General features: G+C 47.7%; 9 protein-coding genes and 1 tRNA gene. 7 read left to right on the forward strand and 3 right to left on the reverse strand.

Going from position 1 to position 11,389, the window contains the following annotated elements; genetic code table 11:
• Nucleotides 1-59 precede the first annotated feature (59 nt).
• Both JIN82_RS12155 and dgt read left to right on the forward strand, forming a co-directional pair.
• Nucleotides 60-1,481, forward strand: a complete 1,422-nt coding sequence (locus JIN82_RS12155) for a dihydrolipoyl dehydrogenase family protein (protein ID WP_200311915.1) — start codon at nt 60-62, stop codon at nt 1,479-1,481.
• An 8-nt stretch (nt 1,482-1,489) separates the two neighbouring features.
• Nucleotides 1,490-2,773: a dGTP triphosphohydrolase gene (dgt, locus tag JIN82_RS12160; RefSeq protein ID WP_200311916.1), complete on the forward strand. Its 1,284-nt coding sequence runs from the start codon at nt 1,490-1,492 to the stop codon at nt 2,771-2,773.
• A gap of 5 nt (nt 2,774-2,778) precedes the next feature.
• Here the strand turns inward: dgt and JIN82_RS12165 are convergent, their stop codons facing one another.
• Nucleotides 2,779-3,768 carry a hypothetical protein gene (locus JIN82_RS12165; RefSeq protein ID WP_200311917.1) on the reverse strand — a complete coding sequence of 330 codons (990 nt, stop codon included), beginning with the start codon at nt 3,766-3,768 and terminating at the stop codon, nt 2,779-2,781.
• A gap of 441 nt (nt 3,769-4,209) precedes the next feature.
• Between JIN82_RS12165 and JIN82_RS12170 the strand changes: the two genes are divergently transcribed.
• From JIN82_RS12170 to JIN82_RS12190, 5 genes are all read left to right on the forward strand, one after another.
• A tRNA-Ser gene (locus tag JIN82_RS12170) sits at nt 4,210-4,299 on the forward strand.
• 554 nt (nt 4,300-4,853) lie between these two features.
• Entirely contained in the window at nt 4,854-5,993 is a 1,140-nt protein-coding gene (locus JIN82_RS12175; protein ID WP_200311918.1) for a transposase, read from the forward strand.
• 381 nt (nt 5,994-6,374) lie between these two features.
• A complete protein-coding gene (locus tag JIN82_RS12180; RefSeq protein WP_200311919.1) occupies nt 6,375-7,514 on the forward strand; it encodes a transposase in 1,140 nt (379 codons plus the stop codon).
• Nucleotides 7,515-8,276: 762 nt separating this feature from the next.
• On the forward strand, nt 8,277-8,924 hold the full coding sequence (locus JIN82_RS12185; RefSeq protein WP_234041976.1) for a hypothetical protein: 648 nt from the start codon (nt 8,277-8,279) through the stop codon (nt 8,922-8,924).
• A gap of 48 nt (nt 8,925-8,972) precedes the next feature.
• On the forward strand, nt 8,973-9,677 hold the full coding sequence (locus JIN82_RS12190; RefSeq protein WP_200311921.1) for a hypothetical protein: 705 nt from the start codon (nt 8,973-8,975) through the stop codon (nt 9,675-9,677).
• Nucleotides 9,678-9,826: 149 nt separating this feature from the next.
• On the opposite strand, the gene thiD is transcribed toward JIN82_RS12190, so the two are convergent.
• Together thiD and JIN82_RS17270 are read right to left on the reverse strand one after the other, a co-directional pair.
• Complete coding sequence (gene thiD, locus JIN82_RS12195; protein ID WP_234041977.1) at nt 9,827-10,645, reverse strand: bifunctional hydroxymethylpyrimidine kinase/phosphomethylpyrimidine kinase; 819 nt, start codon at nt 10,643-10,645, stop codon at nt 9,827-9,829.
• A gap of 563 nt (nt 10,646-11,208) precedes the next feature.
• On the reverse strand, nt 11,209-11,389 hold a 181-nt coding region (locus tag JIN82_RS17270), incomplete at its 5' end, for a hypothetical protein (RefSeq protein ID WP_234041978.1).

An 11,389-nucleotide genomic window follows, 5' to 3' on the forward strand; every position in this document is an offset into this window, starting at 1 on the left:
TGTTCAATGCGTTTAGAAATGTGATTGCTGATTGCTCAGACCATGTTTATAGATAGCGTATGTCTGAGTTTGATTTTGTTGTTTTGGGTGGAGGAAGTGCTGGTTATGCCGCAGCGAGAACGGCCCACGAGTTAGGTCTATCGGTAGCTGTGGTGGATGGCGCTGATGAGTTGGGCGGGCTATGTATTCTGCGCGGGTGTATGCCTAGCAAGACATTAATTCAGTCAGCTAACAGAGCATTGTCGATTCGCCGAGCTGGCGAATTTGGTCTGCGGGCACATGGATTCGAAGTTCATCCAGAGGAGATCCGTGACAGAAAGCGCGAGCTGATAGACGATTTTGCCGGCTACCGTCAAGGTCAGCTAGCTGATGGGCGTTTTGAGCTGATTCGCGGTTACGGCCAGTATTTATCGCCCACTCAGATTATCGTCAACCAGCGCGAAGGTGGCGAGCGTATCATCGAAGCTAAGACCAGTATCATTGCGACTGGCTCAAAGGTCTCGGAAGTACCAATCGAAGGGTTGGCTGAGTTAGGTTATTGGACGAGTGATGATATTTTAGATACCGATACTTTGCCGCAGTCGATTATTGTGCTCGGTGGTGGCGCGATTGCCCTAGAAATGGCTCACTACCTCGAAGGTGTTGGTCGCGATGTATTTGTCATTCAACGCTCGGATCAACTTCTATCAGGCAGTGATAGAGATGTAGCTAAAGCCTTGGAAGGTGCGCTGAACGAACGTGAGAAGATGGATGTTTTCACGGCGACGAAGATCGTGCGCGCAGAATCCGCAGATGGTGGCTTGAAGAAGTTAGTTTTTGAACATAAAGGTGAGCTCTGTGAAATTGTTGCTGAGGAGATTTTGTATGCTTTGGGGCGTGAACCAGCGACGGCTAAGTTAGATCTGGTGCAGGCTAATATTGAGACTGATAGAGGCTATGTGAAAACCCAGCCTGACCAGCAGACTTCACAGCCAAACATATTTGCCGCAGGGGATGTGTGCGGGCCACTAGAAGTGGTGCATATCGCCATCGAACAAGGCGAAGCAGCTGCCTACAACGCTGCACGCTATTTGGGCAAAGTGGACGGGCGAATCAAGACGATGGATTACCGACTGAAGCTATTTGGTGTGTTTACCGAGCCACAAGTAGCGCAAGTGGGCATGACGGAAAATGAAGCGATAGACAAGGGGATAGAGACCGTAGTGGCGACCTATCCATTTGACGATCACGGCAAGTCGATGACGATGGGCGAGACACATGGATTTGTTAAGCTGATAGGTGATAAACATACTGGCGAGATTCTCGGTGGTTCGGTGGTTGGCCCCGAAGCTACCGAGTTGATCCACGAGATTGTTGTTGCCATGCATTTCCATGCCAAAGCGGCTGATTTGATGACCATTCCACATTACCACCCGACACTCAGCGAAATTTGGACTTATCCAGCTGAAGACATTGCCGATCTGGTAGAGGAAGCTAAGTAGTTAGCCATATGAAAAATAATTTCTATCAATCTTTTGATTACGAAAGGCAAGCGTCTTGGGGCAATAGCGACGACTATCGCACACCGTTCCAGATTGACCGTGATCGCGTATTGCACTCGCTAGCATTTCGCAAGCTGCAGAACAAAACTCAAGTATTTTGGAGCGGCGAGTATGATTTCTATCGCACGCGGCTAACTCATTCACTAGAGGTGGCGCAAATTGGTCGCTCTATCAGCTATTGGTTGAAATCATCCAGCCCGCTGCTGAGAGATGACTTTTTCATTGATGCCGATCTGGTGGAAGCCATCTGTCTATCTCATGACTTGGGGCATCCACCATTTGGCCACGCTGGTGAGAAAGGGCTGAATTATTTCATGCGTGACCACGGTGGTTTTGAAGGTAATGCGCAGACTTTACGTCTATTAAATGACAGGCTGTTTGCTGAAAAGAGAGACGGCATGAATCCATCTCGTGGGTTTCTCGATGGCGTACTGAAATATAAATCACTGCGCTGCGAGTTGCAAAAATCAACTGGCGCAAATCCAGACAACCATTTCATCTACGACAAACAAGCTGGCCAGTTAGACTGGGCGATGGGGGAGATGGATTTCCCGCTCGAGCTGGCACCAGGTGAGCAGCGGGATAGCTTTAAGTCATTAGAGTGTCAGATCATGGACTGGGCTGATGATACTGCCTACTCGCTGCACGATTTGGTAGATAGCCTGCGCGCTGGCCATCTCAACCGCGAGAAGATTGAGCAGTGGGGGAGCCAGCAGGATGAGCACTCACAGCAGATTTTGCAGCCATTGCTAGAGGCGATGCAGCGTGGACGCGTGGAGTCATTTGTTGCCCGCAGAATTGGTGAATATATCAAAGCTTGCCAGCTAGTGGAAGATAGTAACTTTATGAGCCAGTCTAGTAATCGATACCGTTTCCGACTGCAGGTGGACGAGAACGTCCAGCTTGAGAGCAAGGTATTCAAAGCGTTGGCCTATCAGGTAGTCTTTATGAGTCCAGCTATCAAGCAGCTAGAGTATAAAGGAAACTACATGCTAGAGAAACTTTGGAACTTGCTAGAGGAACGCTACGTCAAAGGCAATAGCATTTGCGGGCAGGATTATGCCTTGCTGCCGAGCTCAGTGGCTGAGGAAATCGAGCAATCTGCCGAGCCTGACCAGCGCGCACGGCTAGTCTGTGACTATCTAGCAAGCCTCACCGACGGTGCATGCGCGCGTATGTACCAGCGACTGTTTGTGCCAGATTCTGGATCTATCAATGACCTGATGCTGTAGGTGAGTTAGAGATCGGAATCGTTGCTGGCACTTTGGCTTTCTGGCCCATTCACCAATGACTGGAACTCTTTGATCCAGGCGTCGGCTTTTTCGTGTTTGAGGTTGGCCTTAACTAGCGAAAGCATGTTTTTCGCAGAGGTCATCTCGTCGCCCGAAGTAAAACAATCGACTTCCATTTCCCACATCAACTCGGGTTTGATTTCAACAAATGGTCTCTGGAAGTTAGGTTTGATAGAGCTAGATGGTGTTGGCTTGCCGTCTTTTGGTGGCTTTGCCTTGGTATTCCAAATTTGATGTTTTGCCTCTTCCATACGGATGCGGCTTGCCCATGCCTGGCGCAGACGTGTGGAGTTGCTTGTATCGCGGTATTGCGGCAGAATGACGAGGTCAAACACCTCATCAATCCTAGCTGGAGAAGTTGGCCAATTGTCGGGTTTCATTTCTTTCAGCATGAGAGCATTGACGATCACTGAGTTCATCACATTGCGCTCCATGATGTCGTGGTAGCCGTACATGAGGCGCGAGTCGTCCATGATGCCCTGAAGGTATTTGAGTGTCTTTGGCGCCATTTCAGAGTATTCACCTTCCTGTTGGGTTGCTTCAATAGTTAGCAATAGCCAAGCGATCTGGTGGCGAATCGCGCGGCGAAATCCACTAGCAGAATGTTGCACCGCATTTTTGCGTCGCCACTCGCGGAAGTCCTGCGACTTCTCGTCTTTTTTGACGAAGTGAACCTGCTCGTAACACTGGATGAATAGTTCGTAGGCCTTGGCATCCGAGCTAGCCGCTTCTAGCAGACGACGGTGTGCCGCAGAATATTGCCCCAAGATGTATTTGTCAGATTGCTCCTGAATGAGGCGCAGTTGCTCCATCAGTGCAATTTTGTCTACTTCCTTCAGTGGCTCAGCTTCGCCATTGGCTAGATTTACTGAACCCAGAACGCCAGCGGTGATGGCCATCGTCGTGATAAATGGAAAAGAGCGGTCAAATTTCATCTCGGCTACTATACGTTGAAATGTCTGATAACATTACACTTTTCTTGCTTCAGCTGTTACAGCCGCTTAGCCAAAATCGCGCATTTCTTGCTGCTCTAGGCACCAGCGGGCAAAGGATTCTGTACTTGTTAGTGATTTCTTTTCACTAGCTGGCTGATCATTGGCGCGCTAGGCAGAAAAAATATGTATCTGGCTGGAGAGTTGCGCATAGTTTACCGTCATCGACGGGAAAATTTTCCCAAAGACATAGATTAATCATCCAGACTGTAGTTTGTATTTCTAAATAATTTGTAATCAGCTGGTTGACTGGTCATTTTACTTAGCTTAGGCCGACGGCTGCTGGTCGCCAGAGTGATTTTTTTCAAGAAAGTGTCATCACTAGCTTGACGAATGCCTCCATATATGGTTTTTCTCTGCGCGTCGACGACGACCGCACTGATTGGACCGGTGGCTGAGTGGTCGAAAGCGCTCCCCTGCTAAGGGAGTATACCGGAGACGGTATCGAGGGTTCGAATCCCTCCCGGTCCGCCATTTGCAAAAATGCCCGCTGCTACTTCAAGCAGTGGGTTTTTTTGTGCCTGCTACCCAGCAGTGGATCACACAAGGATGAAGTATAGTCGGCTGCAGAATCACTGCCGTGACGAGCTGTCCTGGCATCGTGAGCAGGCGAGGGGCCAGCACGGTGAATGGTAAGCTTGGCATTGTGGGCATAGAGAGCTGAAGCTGGGCGAGCACAGGGTAAATGTGATTCTAGTTGTCTAAATGCGCACAAAGGCGCCTGCAGAACTAGTGGAGGAAGTTCATCACGATAGCTGACGTTACCGTGCACCTAGCCTCGATCTCAGGGGGGGATTGGCTGGTTTAACTGTGTTCTATGTTCTGCGGCTTTGTCCCATCATTAGACAGACAAACTCAGTTGAGCTCAGCTAGCTTATACAATGTTCATCATTAGACAGACAAACTCAGTTGATTAGACTGCAGTTGATTAGACAGACAAAGTCAGCTGAGTTTCAGGTCCATCATTAGACAGACAAACTGAAAGAGCTTTTTTGCAATCTGCTGAACTTGAGTTACCTGTATGGATTATGGCTACAGCTAGATATCTCTCTCCTTATCGAAAACATCGCTCGGCGGTTTATCATTGCATTTCGCGTGTGGTAGACCGCCGATTTATTTTGGGTGATGCGGAGCGTGAGCTATTTGTTGGGCTCATGCGTAATTGTGAGACCTTCTACGGGGTTAAAATTCTCAGCTATTGTGTGATGTCGAATCATTTTCATCTGCTAGTCGAAGTGCCCAAGGAAGGTGAGGAGGAAATTAGCGATGATGAGTTTTTACGACGCGTGAAGGCGCTGTATTCGCCCAGCTATTACGCCGAGGTGAAGCAGATATTTTATAACTTGCTAGAGACTGCTAGCCAAGATGCTGAGGGGAATCCCAGCCGGGTGGCGGCGGATAATTTCAAGCGACAATATACCAGCCGGATGCACGATTTGGGCAACTTCATGAAGAGCCTGAAGCAGCGGTTCAGTCGCTGGTACAATAGGCATAACAACCGAGACGGCTACCTGTGGAGCGGCCGGTACACCAGCGTGCTCGTGCAAGCCGGTTATGTAGCTAGAATCATGTCGACCTACATCGATCTTAATCCCGTTAGAGCGGGCATAGTGGAGAAACCAGAGGACTATCGATGGTGTAGTTATGGAGCCGCTCTAGCTGGAGATAAACGCGCTCGCCGTGGGCTATGTCGTGTGCTCTGGCTGAAAGATGAAATGCCTAACTCAGCGGCAGAAAACCAGCCTTGGGATGAAGAAAATGCCCGCCATTACTGGACGGATGGCTGCGCTGAACGTTACCGCGTGCTGTTATATACCGATGCTGAGCAGACATTCAAAGACATCATGACTCGCGATGGTCAATGGGTAAAATCTCAAGTTAGAAAGGGAGTCAGGAAAGACGAAATTGAGAAGGTGGCAGAAGCTAACGGCCAGGTGAACATGGCCTATCTGCTGCGACACAAAGTCCGCCACTTCAGCGCTGGCATGGCGATAGGGAGTCAATCATTTCTCAATGAGGTGTTCCAACAGACGAAGGAATGGTTTGGTGAAAAACGTAAATCCGGGGCTCGTAAGATGAAGTCAAAGTACTGGACCCAATCGCCCAAAGAGGTCTGCGCCATGCGCGATCTCCAGCAGGAACCGCCTCCGCCAAACGAGCTGGAGTGAGCCCGCTGGCCCGGATTTTCAGGCTCCATTTGATAAATCCGATTGGCCCAACAAACCCATCACAAGAAAAGCAGTTCTATTAGCCTGTTGCTGGAGAGCTGTGTTTTTGTTGGTAGCAAAGCCAGCTAGAAAAAGGCTGGAATTAGCTTAGCTAGCTAATTTAGTAACGCATTAAAGCCCAGTTGGCCAGAAATCTAGCTAGCTGAAATGTTAAATCTGCATTTGGGGTCAAAATTCAGCGATTTGAGCTAACAAAATGATGTGATTGCGATGCTAAACCTGTCTTATGATATGTTTCGATCATTAAACAGCGATCATTAGACAGACAAACTGAAAGAGATTTTTTGGCAATATTCCCAACTTGAGTTATCTGTATGGATTATGGCTACAGCTAGATACCTCTCCCCTTATCGAAAGCACCGCTCGGCGGTTTACCATTGCATTTCGCGTGTGGTGGATCGGCGATTTATTTTGGGTGATACTGAGCGTGAGCTATTTGTTGGACTCATGCGTAATTGTGAGACCTTCTATGGCGTCAAAATTCTCAGCTATTGTGTGATGTCGAACCACTTTCATCTGCTGGTTGAAGTGCCTAAGGAAGGTGAGGTGGAAATTAGCGATGATGAGTTTTTACGACGCGTGAAAGCGCTGTATTCAGCCAGCTACTACGCCGAGGTGAAGCAGATATTTAACAATTTGCTAGAGACAGCTAGCCAAGATGCTGAGGGGAATCCCAGCCGGGTGGCGGCGGATAATTTCAAGCGCCAATATACCAGCCGGATGCACGATTTGGGCAACTTCATGAAGAGCCTGAAGCAGCGGTTCAGTCGCTGGTACAATAGGCATAACAACCGCGACGGCTACCTGTGGAGCGGTCGATATACCAGCGTGCTCGTGCAAGCTGGATACGTAGCTAGAATCATGTCGACCTACATTGATCTTAATCCCGTTAGGGCGGGCATGGTGGAAAAACCAGAGGACTATCGGTGGTGTAGTTACGGCGCTGCACTAGCTGGAGATAAACGCGCTCGCCGTGGGCTATGTCGTGTGCTCTGGCTGAAAGATGAAATGCCTAACTCAGCGGCAGAAAACCAGCCTTGGGATGAAGAAAATGCCCGCCATTACTGGACGGATGGCTGCGCCGAGCGCTACCGCGTGCTGCTCTATACCGATGCTGAGCAGACATTCAAAGACATCATGACCCGCGATGGCCAGTGGGTGAAAGCGCAAGTTAGAAAGGGAATCAGGAAAGACGAAATTGAGAAAGTAGCAGAAGCTAACGGCCAGGTGAACATGGCCTATCTGCTGCGACACAAAGTCCGCCACTTCAGCGATGGCATGGCGATAGGGAGTCAATCATTTCTCAATGAGGTGTTCCAACAGACGAAGGAATGGTTCGGTGAAAAACGTAAATCTGGCGCTCGTAAGATGAAGTCAAAGCACTGGAGCCAATCACCCAAAGAGGTCTGCGCCATGCGCGATCTCCAGCAGGAACCGCCACTGCCAAACGAACTGGAGTGAGCCAGCTAGCTGGATTTCTCAGCCTCATTTGATAAATCCGACTGGCCCAACAAATCGACATTAAGAAAAGCAGTTCTATCAGCCTGTTGCTGGAAAACTGCGTTTTTGTTGGTAGCAAAGCCAGCTAGAAACTGACTGAAATGGCGTTCAATGATCCCATTTATAAAATTTAGTAACGTATTGAAGCCCAGTTGGCCAGAAATCTAGCTAGCTGAAATGTTAAATCTGCATTTGGGGTTAAAATTCAGCGATTTGAGCTAACAAAATGATGTGATTGAATATTGAATTTCCTGCTAGTCCAATGTACAATCTGTCTTGTGATGTTACTGGCCCAACAAACTAATCACAAGAAAAACAGTTCTATCAGCCTGCTGCTGGAGAGCTGTGTTTTTGTTGGAAGCAATACCAGCTAGAAACTGGCTGAAATGGCCTTGAATTCAGCCAATTTGGTCAGTTTCGTTATGCACTGAAGGTCAATAGCCAGAAATCTAGCCAGCTGGAATGTTAAATCCTGATTTGCTATTAAAATTCAGTGATTTTAGCTAACAAAATCATGCAGTTAGGGTTTGCGTTTCCTGCTAGGCCAATGCTAAACCTGTCTTGTGATATTATTGCGGTGACGCGAAGCCTCATTTGAGCTAACAAAATGATATGATTGATGATTGAAGATTGAACTTTCTGTTATCCGATGCTTAACTTGTCTTATCATATATGTTTGGGCAGAGTAAAACATTACGCATATTAGCGAGCATGCTATTTCTTGTGGCTTCTTTAGAAGCTGCCGCCAGTGAAGCAGTCGAGGAAGCTACGGCGCATGGTGAGTATTTATTCAACTCGCTCAAAAAAGTTTTCCCTCATCACTTTAAACGTAAAAGTGATGAGGGGAATATGGTGATCTTGGATGAAAACTCTGAGTCTGGCCAGTTTATCATACGGCGTTTATCTCAAAGATATAATGGTTTACAAGTGTGCTGGTTTAATAGAGATGCCAGTGATGCAAATGGCGATTCGGCAGTATGTTATCATTCAGAAGAAGGCTTACTAGAAATTAAATTTTCCGAGAAATTCAAAGATAGAGAATCTTCTGGAACGCTGTTTTGGCTGACTCTATTATACAGATTGAATATGGCAGATCTGTATGAAGCTAGAGTTGAGATCAAAAAAAATGATCAGTATTCGTTTGATAAAAAACTAGAGCTGATCGTTCGTAATGAATACGATGCAAAGATGGAAAGCCAGAGGCAGTACAGGTTTATTGAGAGTTCCTTCTGTGAGAATAACAATATTAGCTATAAAGACAGGAAGCTATTCAGATACGAGGACGATTTCGAAGGTTATTATGCGTGGCTTAAAGTACTTGATGATGAGGAGGATAATTTAGAGCGTGTTCGACGTTGGCTAAAACACTAAGAGGTGTTAGCAGACGATGTAGATGAAAGGTAAATTGCATATAATGACATGAAGTACTTGTGTTTTTCCTTAATAGTTCTGTGTTTATTTCAAGTGAACGGTCTATGTGAAGAGCTTGATCTTAGCCAAGAGCATGGAGAGTATTTATTCAAAACTCTGAAATTGGAGTACCCTCACCACTTTGAGATTCTGAATAAAAGTGGTGAGCTCGTTGAGCTTAAATCGGACTCAAAACTTGGCGCTTACCTGATTAGCCGACTAGGGCAAAAATATGCAGGAGCTAGAATAGCATGGTTGAATAGGCCGCCACGGCAGGGCTTCAAAGCGTCAATGCAGAGAGATCCTCGACTCGGTATCAAAGAGCTCAAATTGGGAGAGCATTACAAAGATGAAAATTCTAAACCAAATGTATTTTGGAGGACAATTCTCTTTGAGATGAATAATGCTAGTCAGACTGAAGCTTTTCAGAAATTGAAGCTAACAACAGATTGTAATATTGATGACTATATTAAGAAGGGTGTTAGGGTGGAGTATCGTACTGCGCTATTGACGCATGCTCAATACGATAGGTATTGGAAAGATTTTTGTGCAAAGAACAATATCTTATTCGAAGAGGCTTATTACTTTCCTCCAGGAAAGACTTTTGATCAGTGTTATGAGAATATGCAAAAATCAGAAGCAGGAATGCAGTTTCTTAAAGCCTATGAAGAGCAGTACATTAAGAAGCAAGCCTGGCTAAAAAATAAGAAATGAAAAGACTGATCTAGCCCTCAAATTTCGTACAGCAAGTCACCTTCAGATTAATTTAATCTAGAGACAGGTAAATCTCATTACTGAGGTTTGCCGAGAGCTGATTGAAGAGCCCTAAAATTCAAGCCAGCTGGGGGATTTGGTTAGCTGGATTATTGGAAGTTGAGCGAGGTGATTTTTTGGTTTTGGTGTGTCCAATGGTGCGCTTTGCTGATGGCTTCGTGAATGTATTGTTTGGCGGCGGCGATGGCGTCTGGGAGTGATTTGTCGAGCGCTAGGTTGGCGGTGATGGCTGCTGATAGGGTACAGCCGGTGCCGTGAATGCCATCGGTTTCAAGATCAATGTTAGGCATGGAGAATGGCATGATCTGAGTCTCTGGCGGTGCGAGTTTGAGGTAGTCAGTGCGCAGGTTGCAGTCGCTCAGGTGACCGGCTTTGATGAGGCAGGCGGTATTAAATTTCTCACTGATGGCGGTGGCGGCTGCCTGCATTTGTTCTACGGTGTCGACTTGCATATCGGCCAATGCGGCGGCCTCTGGCATGTTCGGTGTGATTAGAGTGGCGTGGTGAAGCAGGTCACGTTTCATGGCCTTGATAGCATCATCTTCTAGCAGCTGGGCGCCAGATGAGGCGATCATGACGGGATCAACGACGAGCGGGATGTTGCGCTCGCGGACGATTTCGTTGATGGCTAGGATGTGGGCCTTGGAGTAGAGCATGCCGGTTTTGATAGCGGCGACTGGGTAGCTATCTAGCAGCAGGTTGACCTGGTCTTGGACCATGATGGTGGAGACGGGGTCGATGCGGCGCACGGTGAGTGGAGTTTCAGAGACGACGCAGGTGACAGCGCAGAGGCCGTGCACACCGAAGTGCTGCATGGCTTTGAGGTCGGCTTGTAGGCCGGCGCCAGCTGAACAATCTGAGCCGGCGATGGTTAGGGCAACTGGATTCATGATGATAGAGTCGCGCATTCTGGTGAAATTGCACGCAGATTTATGGACGATTTTTTGCGCGTTAAATGGTGGGACGATTGGGGCTAGGGTTAAGCTTGCTAGTCTAGAATGCACTTAGGTAATGACATATATCATCTATTGTTGTGTCGTTTGGCGACTGGTTTTCATCTGATAGCTGGCTAGATAACACTAGCTGCCTAGCCTTCTCTCGCTCCTTTGGGGCTTCCTGGCTTATGTGCGCGCTCACCCTGACCTGCGTTAGGCCTTCAGCCTTGCCTTGGTTAGGGCTGTAGTTTCTCGGTCCTTCGGACCTTTTCCGAAAATAGTGACATCTCGATGAGGATAGAAAACCTGCTTAAGGAAGAACCGTTCTAGCTAGTCTTGGCTGGCTAGCGGGTCATTGGCTATTGCTGAGCATTGTCTGGTCATTTTGATTCCACTTGCACTGCGGCAAATATTTCACCTAGCTGGGTGACTAGGTGGGGCACTTGAGTTTGTCTGTCTGGCTATTGTGCGCTACCTAGCTTTCTCTCGCCCCGTTGGGGCTTCCTGACTGATGGGCGCGCTCACCCTGACCTGCGTTAGGCCTTCAGCCTTGCCTTGGTCAGGGCTGTAGTTTCTCGGTCCTTCGGACCTTTTCCTAAAATAGTGACATCTCGATGAGGATAGAAAACCTGCTTAAGGAAGAACCGTTCTTGCGAGTCTTGGCTGGCTAGCGGGTCATTGTCTATTGCAGGGTATTGTCTGGCCATTTGGTTCCAC

The sequence above is a fragment of the Persicirhabdus sediminis genome, from assembly GCF_016595495.1.
Classification (GTDB): domain Bacteria; phylum Verrucomicrobiota; class Verrucomicrobiia; order Verrucomicrobiales; family Akkermansiaceae; genus Persicirhabdus; species Persicirhabdus sediminis.

What these genes read in the sequence shown, in the direction of transcription:
- dgt (WP_200311916.1), top strand. Translation starts at nt 1,490, where the DNA reads ATGAAAAATAATTTCTATCAATCTTTTGATTACGAAAGGCAAGCGTCT.
- JIN82_RS12165 (WP_200311917.1), bottom strand. Translation starts at nt 3,768, where the DNA reads ATGAAATTTGACCGCTCTTTTCCATTTATCACGACGATGGCCATCACC.
- JIN82_RS12155 (WP_200311915.1), top strand. Translation starts at nt 60, where the DNA reads ATGTCTGAGTTTGATTTTGTTGTTTTGGGTGGAGGAAGTGCTGGTTAT.
- thiD (WP_234041977.1), bottom strand. Translation starts at nt 10,645, where the DNA reads ATGCGCGACTCTATCATCATGAATCCAGTTGCCCTAACCATCGCCGGC.
- JIN82_RS12180 (WP_200311919.1), top strand. Translation starts at nt 6,375, where the DNA reads ATGGCTACAGCTAGATACCTCTCCCCTTATCGAAAGCACCGCTCGGCG.
- JIN82_RS12190 (WP_200311921.1), top strand. Translation starts at nt 8,973, where the DNA reads ATGAAGTACTTGTGTTTTTCCTTAATAGTTCTGTGTTTATTTCAAGTG.
- JIN82_RS12175 (WP_200311918.1), top strand. Translation starts at nt 4,854, where the DNA reads ATGGCTACAGCTAGATATCTCTCTCCTTATCGAAAACATCGCTCGGCG.